We start from the raw sequence: 17,558 nt of genomic DNA on the forward strand, positions 1-17,558 counted from the left end.
TTACCTTGGGAACTCGTGACCGCACTCGGGACACTTGATGAACTTGACACTACTGGCCGCTGACTCGTCGTATTCGACGCCGAGGTCGGGCAGATCGCCAACCGTCATCGCGTCGATCTCTCCGACCGTAAAGCCGGTCAGCGACAGGTCGAACTGGTCGCGCAGTTCGGTCAGTTCTGCACCGAGCATTTCACGATCCCATGACGCGTTCTCCGCGAGCCGGTTGTCCGCGATCACATAGGCCCTGATCTTCGACGCGCTCCAGCCGCGCGCGACCATCACGGGCGCATCGTCGAGCCCGAGGCGCAACGCGGCGAGCACGCGGCCGTGACCGGCGATGATCGTGTCATCTTCGGAAACCAGAATCGGCTGCGTCCATCCCCATTCGCGCATCGACGCCGCAATCTGGCCGATCTGCACATCGCTGTGAAGTCGCGCGTTGCGCGCGTATGGAACGAGCGACGCGAGCGGACGGCGTTCGATCGCGAGCGCGGGCCACGGAGACGCCTGCGGCGATTCTGGCGCGTCCGGGCGCGGTTCCGGCGCACGCGGGTCGCCGGTAGCATCGCCGTCGGCGGATTTTGCCGCGCGCCGCGCGGTCTGTCGTGCCATTTGACCCCCTAACTCGTGAAAAGCGGTCATGAAAAAAAACCAGCGCGCGTGGTGTCCTTGGGACCGCGAAAAATTTCGCGGTCCCCCCCGGGTCACGTCCCCCGGATTGGCGCGCGGCGGTCATCGCTTGCCCGATTGCGCGGGCGCGACAGGCACGCCGAGTAGATCGCAACCGAGCGCGCGCAGCCCGAGGTCATCGCGGGTCTTCGCGTCGTGACAGGGCGTGCAGAGCGATTGCAGGTTCGAGCGATGGTCGGTGCCGCCCTTGTAGAGCGGCACGACGTGATCGACTTCGGCAGCTTGCGTAATCACGCCAACGGCGAGACACATTGCGCAGAGCGGATGCTCCTGCAGCTGGCGGGTGCGGATGCGTCGCCATCTGCGTCCCCGAGTGCGGGACTGCACACGGGTATTTGGGTCCATAGTCCTTAACGAAACACGGGCTGCTGACGGTGCGTTGATATCAGATGGTCGGCACGCTATCGCGGGCCTACCGTGCGCGCGCCTCGTCAGCCGCAGCAGGGTTTTCGCACGCACCATTGCGCGTCAGCACGGGGCGCGCAACGGGTACGGTCACATGGTCCGCGACGCCGGGCGATGCGAACGACCAGAAACCGTTGTCATCCTGTTCGATGCCGGCGCGCGGCATTTCCGCAGCGGTGAGGCAGCGGCGCGAACCATCATCGGCAGAGCCAACACGATGCCGGTAGAACACGGGCGTAGAGGCGAACAGCAGTCCGCATTCGGCGCACTGGTTACGGTCACCACTGAGGATCACGCCGGCGCGCATGGCGCGGGCTTGGTCAAGACTAAGCACGGGCTATCTCCTTTTGGGTGACAGACAGACACGCTAGCCCCCGATCGGGCGTTGCAGCGGACGGTCAGCGGGATTGACGATACGCAAGACTTCCACGCGCAAATTGTCACCGACCATCAGCAGCAATTCACCTTCAGCGGCATACGCCCGGTAAACAGACCGCGAACGTGTTCCGACTGCGCAACGCCTGTCCGCGAGGGATGGGCCGCCACCAGCAGTTCCCAAGGAAGCAGCCGCGCGGATCTGATTGCGCTGGTCCGCGGATAGCCGAGCAGTTTGTATAACCACATCCCGAACACAATCCACGCGCTCCAAAACGAAAAGTCCGCTTCTCTCGCGAGGAAAGCGGACTGACTGATGAAGCAGGCGCACATCGCCTACTTTGCACAAAGATTAGGCAATTTGTCCCGGCTGTGCAAGCGAATCGCCCGTGAGCGCAAATAGGGCCGGAAGGCGGACTTCGAAGTTGCTAGAATGGGGTTGGTTTACCGACCGCTTCACTCAGAGAATGGGCTGTACCTAGCATGGCCTAGAATCCGTTGAGCCGAAACGGGCTATAGCCGTCAGGTGTTTGGTCCAGGGCGTCCCCGGACCTGTACAATGCAGCGCGCCCTGCGACTCCAGACAACTGTTACAAGCATCTAGCGCTGCCCAATCCCGATGGTGCGGAGGGTGTCGACTGAGTCAGAAATCGCCGACAGAGATACTGAAGAAAGCCCGCGGAGAGTGGGCTTTTTTGCTTCGTAAGCAAGTTAGCCTGATTAACCTAGTTTGCGGACTTGTTGATGACCACAACCGAAAGTCAGATAGAGCTGGAGCTGATCGCCAAGCTGTGCGATCTCAAGTATACGTACCGTCCCGAGCTTCGAGACCGTGCCGCGCTGGAGGCGAACTTCCGCGCGAAGTTCCAAGAACTCAACAGAGTAACGCTCACCGACGGCGAGTTCCATCGTCTGTTAGATGAAATCGTCAGCCCCGACGTGTTCACTGCTGCTCACACACTTCGTAACCGCAATGCCTTCACTCGCGACGACGGCACGCCGCTGAACTATACGCTGGTAAACATCAATGATTGGTGTAAGAACACATTCGAGGTCGTCAGCCAACTTCGAATTAATACTGATTACAGCCACCACCGTTACGACGTTCTTCTGCTGATTAATGGGGTCCCTGTAGTCCAGATCGAATTGAAGACGCTCGGCATCAATCCCCGTCGGGCAATCGAACAGGTCGTTGAATATAAGAACGACCTTGGCAACGGCTACGCGCGAACGCTTCTGTGCTTCGTCCAGCTGTTCGTTGTCAGCAACCGCGACTCTACCTACTACTTCGCTAACAACAACGATCGCCACTTCAGTTTCAACGCAGACGAACGGTTTCTACCGATCTACCAATATGCGTCCCCGGACAATTCTAAGATCAACGGGATTGATCGCTTCGCAGATGCTTTCCTCGCCAAATGTACTCTCGGGCAAATGATCAGCCGTTATATGGTCCTCGTCGCCAGCGAGCAGAAGCTGCTGATGATGCGCCCGTACCAGATCTACGCCGTTAAGAACCTCGTCGAGTGCATAGAACAGAACCTGGGCAACGGCTACGTCTGGCATACGACTGGCAGCGGCAAGACGCTTACTAGCTTCAAGGCCTCTACACTGCTAAAGGCAAACCCGAATATTGAAAAATGCTTGTTTGTCGTGGACCGCAAAGACCTCGATCGCCAAACACGTGAGGAATTCAACCGCTTCCAAGAAGGCTGCGTCGAGGAAAATACCAACACCGGCACACTTGTCCGTCGCCTGCTTTCGGACGAAGCAGCGGACAGGGTCATTGTCTGTACGATCCAGAAACTCGGCCTCGCACTTGACGAAAACAGCAAGCGCAACAAAGGTCGAGAGAAAAAAGGACTGTCGACTTATACAGATCTCCTCGAACCGCTGCGCGATAAGCGTGTCGTCTTCATCTTCGATGAATGCCACCGCTCGCAATTCGGCGAAAACCATCAGGCTATCAAGGAATTCTTTCCCAAGGCGCAGCTTTTCGGCTTCACCGGCACGCCAATTTTCGATGCTAACGCAAGCTACAAGCGAATTGAGGGGGATGTCCAGACGCTCAAGACCACAGAGGATCTCTTCGAGAAGTCGCTGCACGAGTATACGATCACCCATGCCATCGAAGATCGCAATGTTCTTCGCTTTCACGTCGATTATTACAAGCCTGATGGCAAGAACGCACCCAAGTCAGGCCAAACAATCGCGAAGCGGGCTGTCGTCGACGCCATCCTCGCCAAGCACGACGCAGCTACGGGCGGACGCAAGTTCAACGCTATTCTCGCCACCGCGTCGATCAATGATGCAATCGAGTACCACGAAATCTTCAAGATGGTACAGGCCGAGAAGCAAAAGGCTGATCCTCGTTTTCTGCCGCTTAGTATTGCAGCGGTCTTCTCTCCGCCGGCCGACGTTAGCGCCGACGTGAAGCAGATCCAGGAGGATTTGCCACAGGAGCAAGAAGACAACAAACACGAGCCGGACGCCAAGAAGAAGGCTCTTAAAAGTATCATCGCAGATTACAACGACCGCTTCGGCACCAGTCACCGGATTGAGGAGTTCGACCTCTATTATCAGGGTGTCCAGAGCCGCATCAAGGATCAACAATATTCTAACGAAGACTTACGCAAAGCTGATCCGCAAGGAAGGTATGCGCACAAACTCGACATTGTGATCGTCGTCGATATGCTGCTGACAGGCTTCGATTCCAAGTACCTGAACACACTGTATGTCGATAAGCCTCTCAAGCATCACGCGCTAATCCAAGCATTTAGCCGGACCAATCGCGTGTTGAATGACACCAAGCCGTATGGTCACATTCTCGACTTCCGCGGCCAGCAGGAGGCCGTCGATGCCGCGATCGCGCTCTTTTCTGGTGCCAAGGCCGACAAAGCCCGCGAAATCTGGCTTGTCGACAAGGCACCCGTTGTCATTGACAAACTGAAGACGGCCACGGAAGAGCTCGAGAGCTTCATGAAGTCGCAAGGTCTCTCTGGCAAGCCTGAAGACATCGCCAACCTTAAAGGTGATGATGCTCGCGCAGCCTTCGTAGAGCACTTTAAAAGAGTGCAGAAGCTGCAGACTCAGCTCGATCAGTACACCGATCTCACCATGGAGCAGGAAATGAAAATCGAAAGCATCCTGCCCAAAGACGAACTAAACGCCTTTCGGGGCGTATACCTTGAAACCGCGCAACGGCTCAAGACCCAGCAGAATAAGCCCGGGGATCGAAGCGAAGTGGTCGATCAGCTTGATTTCGAGTTAGTCCTTTTTGCGTCTGCCACTATCGACTACGACTACATCATGAAACTCATTGCCGACTTCTCGACTAAGAAGCCGGGCAAAGCCACGATGACCCGCGACGAGCTAATCGGACTCATCGCGGCCGACTCGAAATTTCTTGACGAGCGCGATGACATTACTGAGTACGTCCGTGGCTTGAAAGCCGGCGAGGGCCTCGATGAATCGCATATTCGTGCGGGTTACGAGCGGTTCAAGGATGAAAAAGCCGCCCACGAGTTGGTTGGTATCTCCGCGCAGCATGGTGTGGCCGCCGCATCGCTTCAGGCTTTCGTCGAGAATATTCTTAGCCGAAGAATCTTCGACGGCGAGCAACTCACCGAACTGCTCGCGCCACTCGACCTCGGTTGGAAGGCTCGCACACAGAAGGAGCTAGCGCTCATGACGGTACTCGTCCCGCTACTGAAGAAGCGCGCCGGCGGCCGCGAGATTTCCGGGCTTGAGGCCTACGAGGAATAAATGATGGTGAAGCAACGTAAGTCGACGTCAAAACCCAGGCTGAGGTTTCCTGACTTTCGAAAGGTAGCGGCGTGGCAAGAAAAGCCGGCTGGCGAACTTTTTTCAAACCGAGTGGAAAGAGGCGAGGATGGGCTTCCCATCTACTCCGTCACAATGGAAGACGGTATGGTGAAGCGATCGTCGCTTGACCGCAAGGTTGATGACATCTCTGAGCCCGAGCGCAACAAGAAGGTCCGCAGAAACGATATCGCATACAACATGATGCGAATGTGGCAAGGGGCGTTTGGCATTGCGGTCGAAGACTGCATGGTGAGTCCCGCGTACATAGTCCTTAAGCCGGAGGCTGGGGTGCTATCGGACTTTGTTGGTCGGCAACTAAAGCTCCCCCATTCCCTGCGACAACTTACTGCCCACTCACATGGATTAACGAAGGACAGACTGCGCCTCTATTACAAGGATTTCGCGCAGATTCCGTTGTTCCTCCCGTCCATCGACGAGCAACGAAAAATCGCGAACTGCTTAGCATCGTTGGATGAGATGATCGCCGCACAAGGGCGAAAAGTGGAAGCGTTGAAAGCCTATAAACGTGGCCTGCTGCAGCAGCTCTTTCCTCGCGAAGGCGAAAATGTTCCACGCCTTAGATTTCCTGAGTTTCGAGATGCGCCGGAATGGGAGGAAGCAAGGCTGAATCAACTTGGCAAGCTTGTATCGGGATTGACCTATAGCCCAGAAGACGTTCGAGATCAAGGGCTGTTGGTTCTCCGTTCGTCCAATATTCAAGACGCCGAGATTGCGCTAGACGACTGTGTCTACGTGACTGCGGATATAAAGGGCGCGAACCTTTCCGAGCCGAAGGATATCCTGATATGCGCCCGAAATGGATCAAAAGCGTTGATCGGGAAGAGCGCCATGATTCCAGAAGGAATGCCACTTTGCACGCACGGTGCGTTCATGACGATATTTCGAGCGCATGCTCCGCATTTCGTGTTTCAGCTGCTGCAGTCGGGATCTTTTCAAAAGCAGGTTGCCGCTGATCTTGGCGCAACGATCAACTCGATTAATGGTAGCCAGCTTTTAAAGTACCGTTTCGTTGTTCCGAAACGGGATGAGCAGAACCGAATCGCGGAATGTCTGTCGTCACTAAGCAACCAAATTTCTGCTGAGTCCAGAAAGCTCGTTACCTTGAAGGATCACAAGAAGGGCCTCATGCTGCAGTTGTTTCCGTTGCCGGAGGAGGCTTAGCACCATGGCTGCTGCGTATTATTCCAGCCTCACCGACTTGGCGAAACAGTTGCGCGCAGAGTTGCAGACGAAGAAATTTTTCCTGCTTTACGCGTACAACGGTACGGGTAAAACCCGCCTATCGGTTGAATTCAAGGATCTGGGCAAAAATGACGACGAGCGTGACACGCTGTATTTCAATGCCTTCACCGAGGATTTATTCCAATGGGATAACGATCTGAAGAATGACCGAGAGCGGGTGCTGAAGATCAATAAGGATTCTCGTTTTTTTGCCGGATTGGCCGAATTGGAAATGGACAACCGGATCCGCCGCCTGCTGGACCGCTACGCCGACTTCGATTTTCGTATTGATACCACGGAGTGGGAAGTGAGTTTTTCGCGCGAGGTAAAAAGCGGCAATACCACTAAATTGGTAGAGGACATCAAGGTATCCCGGGGCGAAGAAAACATCTTTATCTGGTGTTTCTTTCTCGCCATCGTGCAACTAACGTTGGACGGTGCCGAGGCGTACAAGTGGGTAAAGTACATCTACGTCGATGATCCAATTTCATCGCTGGATGAAAACAACGCCATCGCGGTCGCGCATCATTTAACGCAAATTTTGATGCAGTCCGACAGAGGTCCGCGTGTAGTGGTATCAACACACCATGTGTTGTTTTTCAATGTTCTGTGTAACGAGATCAAGAACAAGGCCCATCGGTATTTCCTAAAAAATGCGGCGAACCCGGGTGGTTATTCTCTCCTAGATACGAGTGCCAAGCCGTTCCTTCACCACCTGTCCACGCTCGTCGAATTGCATCAGGTGGATTCGTCGGGTGCACTTTACACACACCATTTCAATATGATGCGCCGGGTGATGGAGCAAACCGCTAGCTTTTTTGGTTTAGAAGACTGGAAGGCGTGCATCAAGGCGACAGATGACGATCCTGACAAGACGCTGTACAAGCGCATGATCGACCTTATGAGCCACGGCGACTATTCGCTATACGAGCCGAGAGAGATGATGGCTGAAAATAAAGCGCACTTCCGAACGATCTTCCGCCAGTTCGTTGCTGGCCATCCTTTTAACCCGGCGCTCTTCGCAAACGACGCAAAGTAATATTCCATGACTGAACACGATCAAAAGCAACTTGGCAAGACGCTCTGGAACATTGCCGACCAGTTACGCGGGGCGATGAACGCTGACGACTTCCGCGACTACATGTTGTCGTTCCTCTTCTTGCGCTATCTCTCTTATAACTACGAGTTGGCCGCGAGGAAAGAGCTTGGATCGGATTATCCGAATCTGGAAGGCGATGACGCGACACCACTGGCGCTGTGGTACGAGAAAAATTCGGACGACGTGGCCGAATTTGAAAAGCAAATGCGACGCAAGGTCCATTATGTAATCAAACCCGATTACCTCTGGGGCAGCATCGTCGGTCTAGCTAAGGCGCAGAACGACGAGTTGCTCAATACCTTGCAGAAGGGTTTCAAGTACATCGAGGAAGAATCGTTTCAGAGCAATTTTCAAGGCTTATTTTCGGAGATCAACCTCGCCTCCGACAAACTTGGGCGCAAGTACGCTGACCGAAACGCAAAGCTTTGCTCGATCATCTCAGAAATCGCCCGGGGCTTGGCTCCGTTCTCGACTGACGCGGATTCCCTTGGAGATGCGTACGAGTATCTGATCGGACAGTTCGCGGCCGGCTCGGGAAAGAAGGCGGGCGAATTTTACACACCCCAGCAGATCTCAAACATTCTCTCGGCCATTGTCACGCTCGATAGTCAAGAGCCAAAAACTGGCAAGCGGAACAAGTTGGATAGCGTATTCGACTTCGCCTGCGGGTCAGGTTCTCTTCTGCTCAACGTCCGAAACCGCATGAAGGAGGAAAACGGGACTATCGGAAAAATATTCGGGATGGAAAAGAACATAACCACCTACAACCTGGCGCGCATGAACATGTTGCTGCACGGGGTGAAGGATACGGAGTTCGAGATCTATCACGGAGATACTCTCACAAACGAGTGGGACTATCTGCGCGAAACAAACCCCGCGAGAAAACCGAAGTTCGATGCGATTGTGGCAAACCCACCTTTCAGCTATCGGTGGGAGCCTGGCGAATCGATGAGCGAGGACATGCGCTTCAAGAATCACGGCATCGCGCCAAAGAGCGCTGCCGACTTCGCATTTTTGCTGCATGGGCTGCACTACCTGACGGATAGTGGCGTCATGGCAATCATTCTGCCGCACGGCGTGCTCTTTCGCAGCGGTGCAGAAGAGCGCATTCGCCGGAAGCTGCTAGCCGACGGGCACATCGACACTGTGATCGGACTGCCGGCGAATCTATTTTATTCCACAGGCATTCCTGTCTGTATTCTCGTTCTGAAGAAATGCAAGAAGCCAGACGATGTGCTGTTCATCAATGCCGCAGAGCATTTCGACAAGGGCAAGCGTCAGAATCAGTTGCGACCCGAGCATATTCACAGGATTATCGACACCTATCAGCACCGAAGGGAAGAAATACGCTATTCGCGGCGAATCACCATGGCCGAAATCGAGCAGAATGATTTCAACCTCAACATTTCGCGCTATGTCAGCACGGCGGTTGCGGAAGAAGAGGTCGATCTCAAGTTAGCTCGTCGGCAGCTAGTTAGTATCGAAAAAGAGATCGTGAAGGCCAAGGATAAGCATAACGTCTTTCTCAAAGAGTTGGGATTACCCCTATTACCCTGACCGACAGGCAGTAGCTATGAACGCTACATCGTTATGGATCGTTTCGGAGACGGTCGCACAGCGCGTAGCACAACCCGTCACCGACGAAGCTGCGTTCGAGCGTGGCGAGCGCTTCGCGCTCCAGCTCGTCGAGCGCGTCATCGAGGCGCGCGGCATGACGGGCCAGCGCCGACTTGCTCAGGTGCGTGCGGCGCGAGATATCGCGCAGCGACATTCCGTCACCGTAGCGCGGCGGCGAATAGCGACGCCATAGCAGGTCCCACAACGGATCGGCGAGCGGATCAGCAGCGAGCGCGGCGCGAGCAGGAGCCGGTCGGGTGGCCGAAAGATGCGCCACCAGACCGGACACGCCCTTTTGCTTCTCGCCGGGGGTTTGAGCGAAGCGCGCGACGATCGCACACGCCTGCGATACAGTTAAACGCTCGATGACGGCCTGACGCACGAGCGCGCATTGCGCACGCACTTCGAGCCGCGTGAGACCCGAGAAGTCGACCACGCGCGACGGCTCACCGATCAGGCGCCTGACCCAGTCGGCGTGCATCCGGTTGCGTGCTGGGGAGAGACACGCGACGGTGACGAGCGCGCGACGCGTCGCACCGGCATCGACGACGGGCTGACCCGCCATCCGGTAGCTGGCAGCAAGCGCCACGTTCACATCCCGAAAAGTCTCACCGTGCATGGTCGTCGTGCTCCCGTCACTCAGGCGGCGTCCTTGCCGTCGCCATCACTATCGCCGCCGTTGTCTTCGCCTTCGCGTTCTTCACGCTCACGCTGATGCTCGTCGCGTTTGCGCTGGTTGTCGTCCCGCTGACGCTGGTTGTCGTCGCGCTGGCGCTGGTTCTCGTCGTGCTGCTTCTGCGCCTCGTCGGGCTGGTGGCCGGGTTGTTCCTGCGCCGGCTGCTGCGGTGCGTTGCTGGTGGTCATGCGGGTTCTCCTTCCGTTGGCTGCGCGGGATTGCGCAATGCTTCGTTCTCAGGCACGGCCGACACGAGCGCACTGCGCGCGATGCGCGCGACATAGCGCGTGAGGTCGTTGCCCGGCTGCCCGTCGCAGACATCAGCGATCAGGCGCAGCGCTTCGCGCATGCGTTCGTTGTCGTTCGCCAGATGGTGGCGAATTGCGTCCAGTCTCACGGTCATCAAAAGTCCCTGGCGGTTCATGATTCAAACGGGTCCTCGATCAGCGGTTGCAAGGGCATCGAGTCGAATAGCGACTGCTGCGGCTGAACATAGGGCACGCGCGCGATCGTCACCTCGACATGCGCTTCGGCAGTGGGCTCGCCGCGCTCGGCATGGATGCGCCACACGAAGCGGTCGTCGATAAACACACGACCCTTGAGCGCATCGAGCAGGATCTTCAGGCTGTTGTCCAGGTCGATGCACGACACGCCGTCCTCCCACTGGTCGCCGTATTTGCGCATCCGCTGGCGCGCGTCCTGTGGCATCTTTGGATGCAGCGTCACAGTGAGCGCGATGCGCCCGAAGATCGGTTCACGAATCTTCGCGATCTTGAGCAGCCATGCGACCTCGCGGCGGTACGCCTTCGCTTCGGAAGACACGACAGTCTGCACGTGGCCCTGCACGACGTAGGAGCGCCAGTAGCGGTTCGCGCTCACGGGATAAGGCAGCATGAGCGTGACCGGCTGCTGCAACGGCAGCGCAATCGGATCAGGGGCGACGGGCGAACGCGCTGGCATCACGCATCCTTGACGGGTTCGCCATTGCGATGCGTGCCCGTTCCATGCGGCAACAAGCCGCCAATGATCTTGAAGTGAACGAGCCGCAGCATCAGCACGGGCACCTCGTCCTTGGTCACGACCACTTCGGCGCGCGTGACGCCTTGCAGTACATCGCCGTTGACCATCACCACGGCATGCGCACTGCTCGACAGGTCGAGCGTCACCATCATGGCCGGTCTCCCGCGTGCTGGAGCTTCGATGCGTAGTAGCCGCAATTCGACGTATGCACGGCCATGTGCCGAAGCGCGATCAGGTACACGCTGCTCACGTGATAGCGCGGATACACCTCACGCAGAAATGCGAACACCGACCATTCGTCAGCGACGCGACCTTGCGACAGCAGCGCGCGGATCGCACGAAAGATCATGCCGTGCTGGTCGTGCGAGAAGTGACACGGCGTGAGGTTCATGCAATGGCATAGAGCTTCGTTGCGCTGGAGCAGACATGCAAGCACGCGCTGTTCGCCTCGGGTTTGCAGGTCGTTTTCGTAGTTCACCGATCTTCTCCGTTGAGCAATGCCGCAAGCTGCACCGGCAATACGATGGTCAGGTCCGTACCCGCCTGGAAGTCATCGCCCATGAGTTTCGCCATCTGTTGCAGGCAGGTATGACAGCGCCCGACATCATTGCTTAGGATATCGATCAGATTCGCGATGGACAGACGTTCGTGCTCGGTCAGCGGACAGGCCATGTTGCGTAGACGGTTCGCAGCGATGCGGGCGAACGTGCTCACGTCGTCACCTCTTCATCGTCACTGCCCGGTTCGCGCGCGGTGTATTGCTCGCTGGCGTCGATGATGTGTGGCGACGGCACCAGTGGCGGAAGCTCAACGTCATCGGCCCGAGCGTTGGGGTCACGCACGAACTCGCCGTACTCGTCGAGGTCATCGCGCGAGCAACCGTGAGAGGCGCACCAGTTGCGTATTGCGTCCTGTGCGATCGCGAGCCGGTTTAGCGGTACATCGCGTTCGTTAGCTTCCCGAACGATCCTGAACGCCCACCGGATGCCATCGGCTCCGCCGCCCGGTTCCCGCTTAGGCAGGTTATGCTTTGCGAGCAGTTCCTGAATCTTCGCAAGGTGTGCTTCGCCCACGGGCGTGACGCAATGCGCATGCGTGAGCGCCGGTTGCTCACGTTGCACGTACATCGGGTCGATGTGGCATAGCTCGATGAAGCGCGGCAGCGTCGGCGGCGACTTCTCGTGAAAGAGCGCCGCCACGCCACGACGTAGGGCTTCGCCGCTCATGCCCGCCAGCCCTTCGCGCCACACGGCCTTGATCTGCTCAGGGTCCGGCACGTTGCGCCAGAAGTCCTGAAAGCGCGCGCCCCAGATCGACTCCATGCGCTCGAACAGACGCTCGACCCAGTGCTCAGGAATGGCGCGATTCATCGCGGACCTCCGGCATGGGAACGTCGATCACGTTCGCATCGACGGCCTGCTGCTGCCGGCGCGTCCGCCCGGTCAAGCCGTCGCTGATGCGCTTGCGATCCTTGGCAAGCGAGTCAAAGTCGCTGGGATGGCCGTTCGCGCGCTGGCCCTCGGGCTGCGGCGGTTCGGCGTTGGTGGCCTTCCACGAGCGCGCGGTGCGGATCGCGTAGGCGACGACGTGGCGCACGCTCGGACGCTGCCGGGCGTCGTCGAGCGCATGGCCAAGTGAATCGGCGCTGACGCCTTCGGCTGCGGCCGCGTCCAAGCTGTCACGCTCCTTGGGCGTGAGTTCGCAGCCTTGCCGTTCGAGCACATCGCGCAGACCCGCGCTCGTCCCGTCCTGTCCCGTCATCGGTGCGTCGCTGTCTCGCGCACGCGAGATTGACTGACGAGATGTGATAGAGAGATTGGTTTTAGGTTTACTCTCCGATGGACCCGATGAACCCGATGAACCCGGCTTTAATTTCATTAAATGGTTCGCCTTGGGCTTGCCTTGGGTTTGCCTAAGGTTCGGCTTCCTTGTCTGACGCGGGTTTGCGGGTGGACTAGGCAGTACACTCTGCACTTCACGCGGATGCGGACGCTGGTGTTTTTTCCATTTCGTGATCTGGATAATCTGTTCGCCGTCCACTTCATAACGCACGATCAGGTCCGCTTCGTCGAGTAAAGCAAGAAACTGGTCAACCTCGGGATCGCCAAGGTTCGCGTCATACGCGAAAAGGTCAGCCTTGATTCGCCCTGGGCGATCCTCCAACCGTCCTTCGCGATCCGCGAGCGTGAGAAGGCCCGCGAAAGTGAGCCGCGCAAATGGCGGCATATGCCCGAGCGCTTCGTTGCGGAAGAACTCGGACTTGAGCAGTCGGGCGCGTGCCATGATCGCAGTCCCCGGCGCTCACTCGCCGCTGTGCGGCAGCGGCGTGACCTGCACGACGTTGAATGCGCGCAGCGCGTCACGCAGGCAAGTCTCGCTGTCGCCGTCGATGCGGCCTTGCACGCGCATCAAGAGCCACCAGCCGAACACGTCGCCGGTGCGCGACTGTTCGGCGCGTTCATGCGCATCCCTCCATGCCTGCTGACGGCGTGTTACCACACGCACAACGGGGTCCGCGTACATGGCTTGTCCTCCACGAATTTTCAGAAAGGGAAACAAACGGCGCAACGGCGCCGGCCGTGAAACGACACGACGGCCAGAATGGTCGGGGTGGTGTGATGCGTGGAAAAGATTAATTCCGGCACGATCGCCAATCAAGCGACGGCGTTTAAAACGATTTACCTTGAGTCGCGTTAATTAGAATAAGAAACTCCGAAAACTGTAATAAAGAATTTAGCACTGACAAGGGTTAGAAAGGCGTTCTAGGGGTATGCACCTAAGATACTAATAAAGCGAATTACGAAAATCCCCAAAGCCCCGTCCAGTATGCGAAAGAGGTTTTTTACTAGGGGTATATCCTAGTGCGGTGTCGAGAAGCGTTTCCGCACCGCACTGGTGCATAGGCATACATCATGCCGACGAGCACACGAGATGCACGCGTTTCTAGGTGCTTACCCGCATAAAAAAAGACTCTGCGGCGTAAAAATATCCGACTAGGCGCTTACTTTGCGTGTCAACCAATTGTCATAGGAGACCATACGATGCGGGTTCGCGACTTGGATTTGATGTAGATTCTGAGAATCATTTGCGCGACAAGGATTCTGAAAGCTCTGTATCAAACTGTAATTTAGCTGTCAGCGGCATATTCACATTTACGAAGTGCAGGACTATTGTTTTCACCCTGCACCGTCATTCGATTGACGCCGGATACCGGTGTCGTTTCAAAAGTTAGCATCCAACGACTATTGCGATCTTGGCCGGGAATTAGCGTCCGGTGTGATAAGTCGCACACCGGTTCCATTCAGATCGCATAGAACGCGTTTTCAATAAACGTTGTAGTGGCGATTTTTTTGGAAGGGTAATTCCATGAAAAGACGCACAAGCCTGACCATCGGCGTCAACAGCACGCTCGACGAACTGGAGAGCGCCCGCATGTACATCGACCATCTGGTCGAGAAGGCAAAGCAACCGCCCAGTGTCACGCGACCGGCAACAAAGCTGCCGCGTCTCGCGGCGCTGGGTATGGCCAAGTCTGTCACCAACGCCTTGCGTGATGCTGAAATCACGACGGTTGACGCACTTGTCAAGCACTCCGTACAGACGCTGCTGCACGTCCCCGGACTTGGCATGAAGTCGATCCTGCAGATTCAGCAAGCGCTGTCCGAGCGTGGGCTGGCACTTCACAACGGAGACACGCACCCATGAACACCATTGACCGGGCCGCATGGATTGAGCAGCGCAAGTCCGGGGTCGGCGGCAGCGAATGCGCCGCCGCGCTCGGGCTGGACCCGCATGTCACGCGGCGGGAGTTATGGGAGCGCAAGCTCGGGCACCTGCCCGACACGGAGGATAACGAGCGTATGGCCGCGGGCCGTCACATCGAGCCAGCGATCGCGACATGGGCCGCCGAGAAGTACGGCCTGCATTTGCGACAGCGTCACCAGTCCGTCGTACATGCACGCCACAAGTGGATGCGCGCCAACGTCGATCGCCTGATCGTCGGCCAGCGCTGCGGACTGGAAATCAAGAACGTTGACCGGCTGGTTGTGCTCCAGTCCGGCGAATGGGGCGAGGAAGGCTCAGGTGATGTACCCGAGCGTCATTACCTGCAATGCCAGCATTACATGTGCGTGCTCAACTATCCGTTGTGGGATTTGGTTGCATGCGTAGGCGGCAATGAACTGCGTCGCTATCACATCGAGCGCGACGCCGAAGTGGTCGAGGAAGTTGTCGCGCGCGAATACGAGTTCTGGCAGTACGTCGAGCGCGAGGAACCGCCGCCGTTCGACTTCGATCACGCGAGCACGCTGCCGCTTCTGAAGAAACTCTATCCCGGCACGAATGGCGGTGTCATCGACCTGTCGCCCGATGCGGTCCATTGGCATTTCACGCTTGTCGAGGCGGCGCTCAAGGCCAAGCACTATGACGCGGTGGTGGATGGCTGCAAGGCGCATCTGCTCGAACTGATGGGCGATGCGGCGATCGGCCGGATACCGGGCAACTGCGGCGAGTACCGCCGCAAGGTCGTGCAGCGTCGCGGCTATGAGGTCGCACCCTGCACGTATACCGACTTCCGGTTCAAGTCCAGCAAGGGAGACGTTCATGACGAATGAAATCATTGCGCGCGACGAGGACACCGCCGATCTTGCGCCGCACACCTATGAAGAACTGATGGACTTCGCGCGCATGGTCGCCAATAGCGGACTCGCACCGAAGGACTACGACGGCAAGCCTGAAAAATGCGCGGTCGCCATGCAGTGGGGCAACGAGCTTGGACTCAAGCCGATGCAGAGCCTGCAGAACATCGCGGTAGTCGGCAATCGCCCGTCGCTCTGGGGCGATGCGGTGCTCGCGCTCGTTACGTCCAGTCCCGCGTGCAAGGACGTGATCGAGTTCTTCGAGGATGAAGACACCGAGGACATGACCGCCGTGTGCATCGCCCAGCGCCACGGCAAGGGCGACAAGACGGGCCGCTTCTCGATTGCCGATGCACAGACAGCGGGTCTGGTTGGCAAGGACGTGTGGCAGAAGTACCCGAAGCGCATGTTGCAGATGCGCGCCCGTGGCTTCGCGTTGCGTGACCAGTTCCCCGACGTGCTGCGTGGTATTCCCATCACCGAGCTTGTACGCGAGGCGATCGACATGGGCCGGGTCGAGGAGGTCGATCCCGCCACGGGCGAAGTAAGGACCGAGACGGCGGGTGCGAAACGGGCCGGCACCGCGGACCGCGTGAAGTCAAAACTGCGCCGCGTGACGCTCGCGGCGGTCATCAAGGCGATCGACGACGCACGCGACGCCGACGCGCTGAAGGCTGCCGGCGACATGGCCGCACGGCTGGCCGATGACGACGAGAAGCGACAGGCACGGGAACACTGGCAGGCGAAGCTGAACGCCGAACGCGCGAAGTCCAGGGCAGACACGAAAGGGGACGCGAAGACCGACCCGAAGACCGAGCCGCAGGCCGATCAGAAAGACAACGGCTTCACGGTCACCTATGCCGAGGTCGCTAGCTCGATGGAGTCGGCGGAACGTCGCGGCGATATCGACGCGCTCGCGGCGGCGGCCGATCTGATCGCGCAGGTAGGCAGCAAGAAACAGCAGGCCGAACTGCGCACGCTGTTCGATGCGGCCATGGAGAGGATGCAGGGCACGACGGGAGAGACGACATGATCCTCGGAACGCATGCAATCGCGGACGAGTTTGAACGCTTCGCGAAATCGGACATACCCGCCGATGCAAGCACGGGACAGCATGCCGACATGCAGCGCGCCTATTTCAGCGGCGTGCTGCTCGTCCTCAGACTGCTTGAGGTGCTGGGCGCGCTGCCTGAAGCGGTCGCCTTTGAAGCGTTGCAGGAACTTCGACGCGAAGCGAACGCGTTCGCCGTGTCGCAGATCATCATCGGTGTGGTGCTCACGCATGGAGACACGCAATGATTGACTTTCAGCAGCAGGAGATGCGCGTCGTGCATGTCAACGTGCGCACCGAGGTCGTGGGCGATGATGAACGGCTCGCGATGGATTTGCGCGTCGAGGTGGACTTGCCGAATACGTGTCTGGACCGGCTCGACGACAGCCTGCGGCCGTCGCTGTATCGCGCCGACGGTGACGGCGATCTGCTAGGCAAGGACGCGGCGCACATGCCGCATCTGCGCTTCCCGCAACTTGGCCCGCTCGCCTGGAATGGCTCGGTGTCGCCCGTCGCGCTCACGCTGCACCTCGGCACGAGGAAGAACGAACTGCGACTGACCGATGCGAAGTTCAACAAGCTGCGCATCGCACCGCGCGAGGGCGGCACATGCGGGCTCGTCTGGCGCCTGCAGGTGCATCCGACCGAGGATGAAGCCGCGAAGGTCATGACGGTGCTTAAGCATACCGTCAAAGGCACGCTCGACACGAGTGAGGCAACCATCGACGGAGATGACGAGGATGAGTGACCATTCGCGGCGTTACTTCGACCGGCGCTCGCTCGATGCGCGCCGCCAGCGCTTGCCGCTCGTCGCGCAGCTGATGAGCGGACTGCTGGCCGCGCTGGTCATCGTGCTGCTCGTGCTCGCGATCACGTCTGCGTCGTGGGCGATTCTCCACCTGATCCACACCGCACCATAAG

The 17,558-nt window shown here is 58.0% G+C and carries 23 protein-coding genes; 10 read left to right on the forward strand and 13 right to left on the reverse strand.

The features are described from left to right. From C2L65_RS25305 to C2L65_RS25315, 3 genes are all read right to left on the reverse strand, one after another. Positions 1-612, reverse strand: coding sequence for a ParB/Srx family N-terminal domain-containing protein (locus tag C2L65_RS25305; RefSeq protein WP_052426954.1), 612 nt, complete (start codon positions 610-612; stop codon positions 1-3). A 120-nt stretch (positions 613-732) separates the two neighbouring features. Beyond that, the gene (locus C2L65_RS45640; RefSeq protein WP_052426953.1) at positions 733-942 is read right to left on the reverse strand and encodes an HNH endonuclease; all 210 of its coding nucleotides are present in this window, start codon (positions 940-942) and stop codon (positions 733-735) included. A 160-nt stretch (positions 943-1,102) separates the two neighbouring features. Then, positions 1,103-1,429, reverse strand: a complete 327-nt coding sequence (locus C2L65_RS25315) for a hypothetical protein (protein ID WP_156132361.1) — start codon at positions 1,427-1,429, stop codon at positions 1,103-1,105. Between the two features lie 785 nt (positions 1,430-2,214). Between C2L65_RS25315 and C2L65_RS25325 the strand changes: the two genes are divergently transcribed. From C2L65_RS25325 to C2L65_RS25340, 4 genes are read left to right on the forward strand one after another with little or no spacing between them, the layout of a single operon-like run. Continuing rightward, positions 2,215-5,235 (forward strand): type I restriction endonuclease subunit R, encoded by a 3,021-nt coding sequence (locus tag C2L65_RS25325; RefSeq protein WP_042312351.1) that lies wholly within the window; start codon positions 2,215-2,217, stop codon positions 5,233-5,235. Continuing rightward, positions 5,236-6,477, forward strand: coding sequence for a restriction endonuclease subunit S (locus C2L65_RS25330; protein ID WP_052426952.1), 1,242 nt, complete (start codon positions 5,236-5,238; stop codon positions 6,475-6,477). Positions 6,478-6,481: 4 nt separating this feature from the next. Further along, entirely contained in the window at positions 6,482-7,576 is a 1,095-nt protein-coding gene (locus tag C2L65_RS25335; RefSeq protein ID WP_042312349.1) for an AAA family ATPase, read from the forward strand. A gap of 6 nt (positions 7,577-7,582) precedes the next feature. Then, positions 7,583-9,193: a type I restriction-modification system subunit M gene (locus tag C2L65_RS25340; RefSeq protein WP_042312347.1), complete on the forward strand. Its 1,611-nt coding sequence runs from the start codon at positions 7,583-7,585 to the stop codon at positions 9,191-9,193. Between the two features lie 31 nt (positions 9,194-9,224). Here C2L65_RS25340 and C2L65_RS25345 read toward each other — a convergent pair whose 3' ends face one another. The 10 genes from C2L65_RS25345 to C2L65_RS25390 form a co-directional block, all read right to left on the reverse strand. Beyond that, positions 9,225-9,872 carry a hypothetical protein gene (locus tag C2L65_RS25345; protein WP_156132360.1) on the reverse strand — a complete coding sequence of 216 codons (648 nt, stop codon included), beginning with the start codon at positions 9,870-9,872 and terminating at the stop codon, positions 9,225-9,227. Between the two features lie 20 nt (positions 9,873-9,892). After that, complete coding sequence (locus C2L65_RS25350; RefSeq protein ID WP_042312343.1) at positions 9,893-10,117, reverse strand: hypothetical protein; 225 nt, start codon at positions 10,115-10,117, stop codon at positions 9,893-9,895. Then, positions 10,114-10,332, reverse strand: a complete 219-nt coding sequence (locus tag C2L65_RS25355; protein ID WP_156132359.1) for a hypothetical protein — start codon at positions 10,330-10,332, stop codon at positions 10,114-10,116. Before C2L65_RS25355 ends, C2L65_RS25350 begins: the two co-directional genes overlap by 4 nt. A 17-nt stretch (positions 10,333-10,349) precedes the next feature. Then, positions 10,350-10,889 carry a RusA family crossover junction endodeoxyribonuclease gene (locus C2L65_RS25360; protein WP_042312338.1) on the reverse strand — a complete coding sequence of 180 codons (540 nt, stop codon included), beginning with the start codon at positions 10,887-10,889 and terminating at the stop codon, positions 10,350-10,352. Continuing rightward, positions 10,889-11,101 (reverse strand): hypothetical protein, encoded by a 213-nt coding sequence (locus C2L65_RS25365; protein ID WP_156132358.1) that lies wholly within the window; start codon positions 11,099-11,101, stop codon positions 10,889-10,891. The genes C2L65_RS25360 and C2L65_RS25365 overlap by 1 nt, the downstream gene beginning before the upstream one ends. Then, on the reverse strand, positions 11,098-11,427 hold the full coding sequence (locus C2L65_RS25370) for a DnaB-like helicase N-terminal domain-containing protein (protein WP_042312335.1): 330 nt from the start codon (positions 11,425-11,427) through the stop codon (positions 11,098-11,100). The genes C2L65_RS25365 and C2L65_RS25370 overlap by 4 nt, the downstream gene beginning before the upstream one ends. After that, positions 11,424-11,663: a hypothetical protein gene (locus tag C2L65_RS25375; RefSeq protein WP_042312333.1), complete on the reverse strand. Its 240-nt coding sequence runs from the start codon at positions 11,661-11,663 to the stop codon at positions 11,424-11,426. The genes C2L65_RS25370 and C2L65_RS25375 overlap by 4 nt, the downstream gene beginning before the upstream one ends. Then, entirely contained in the window at positions 11,660-12,319 is a 660-nt protein-coding gene (locus C2L65_RS25380) for a hypothetical protein (protein WP_052426951.1), read from the reverse strand. The genes C2L65_RS25375 and C2L65_RS25380 overlap by 4 nt, the downstream gene beginning before the upstream one ends. Then, positions 12,300-13,175, reverse strand: a complete 876-nt coding sequence (locus tag C2L65_RS45645; protein ID WP_156132357.1) for a hypothetical protein — start codon at positions 13,173-13,175, stop codon at positions 12,300-12,302. Before C2L65_RS45645 ends, C2L65_RS25380 begins: the two co-directional genes overlap by 20 nt. Before the next feature lie 75 nt (positions 13,176-13,250). Next, positions 13,251-13,472, reverse strand: a complete 222-nt coding sequence (locus tag C2L65_RS25390; protein ID WP_042312326.1) for a hypothetical protein — start codon at positions 13,470-13,472, stop codon at positions 13,251-13,253. A gap of 843 nt (positions 13,473-14,315) precedes the next feature. On the opposite strand from C2L65_RS25390, the gene C2L65_RS25395 reads away from it, so the two are divergent. The 6 genes from C2L65_RS25395 to C2L65_RS25420 are packed head-to-tail and all read left to right on the forward strand — an operon-like array spanning position 14,316 to position 17,557. Next, positions 14,316-14,654, forward strand: coding sequence for a DNA-directed RNA polymerase subunit alpha C-terminal domain-containing protein (locus tag C2L65_RS25395; protein WP_042312324.1), 339 nt, complete (start codon positions 14,316-14,318; stop codon positions 14,652-14,654). Further along, positions 14,651-15,562: a YqaJ viral recombinase family nuclease gene (locus C2L65_RS25400; protein ID WP_042312322.1), complete on the forward strand. Its 912-nt coding sequence runs from the start codon at positions 14,651-14,653 to the stop codon at positions 15,560-15,562. Before C2L65_RS25395 ends, C2L65_RS25400 begins: the two co-directional genes overlap by 4 nt. Then, entirely contained in the window at positions 15,552-16,619 is a 1,068-nt protein-coding gene (locus C2L65_RS25405) for a hypothetical protein (protein WP_042312320.1), read from the forward strand. The genes C2L65_RS25400 and C2L65_RS25405 overlap by 11 nt, the downstream gene beginning before the upstream one ends. Further along, complete coding sequence (locus C2L65_RS25410) at positions 16,616-16,885, forward strand: hypothetical protein (RefSeq protein WP_042312319.1); 270 nt, start codon at positions 16,616-16,618, stop codon at positions 16,883-16,885. The genes C2L65_RS25405 and C2L65_RS25410 overlap by 4 nt, the downstream gene beginning before the upstream one ends. Then, positions 16,882-17,385: a hypothetical protein gene (locus C2L65_RS25415; protein ID WP_042312317.1), complete on the forward strand. Its 504-nt coding sequence runs from the start codon at positions 16,882-16,884 to the stop codon at positions 17,383-17,385. The genes C2L65_RS25410 and C2L65_RS25415 overlap by 4 nt, the downstream gene beginning before the upstream one ends. Then, the gene (locus tag C2L65_RS25420; protein ID WP_042312316.1) at positions 17,378-17,557 is read left to right on the forward strand and encodes a hypothetical protein; all 180 of its coding nucleotides are present in this window, start codon (positions 17,378-17,380) and stop codon (positions 17,555-17,557) included. Before C2L65_RS25415 ends, C2L65_RS25420 begins: the two co-directional genes overlap by 8 nt. Position 17,558 lies beyond the last annotated feature (1 nt).

The organism is Paraburkholderia terrae, assembly GCF_002902925.1.
Classification (GTDB): domain Bacteria; phylum Pseudomonadota; class Gammaproteobacteria; order Burkholderiales; family Burkholderiaceae; genus Paraburkholderia; species Paraburkholderia terrae.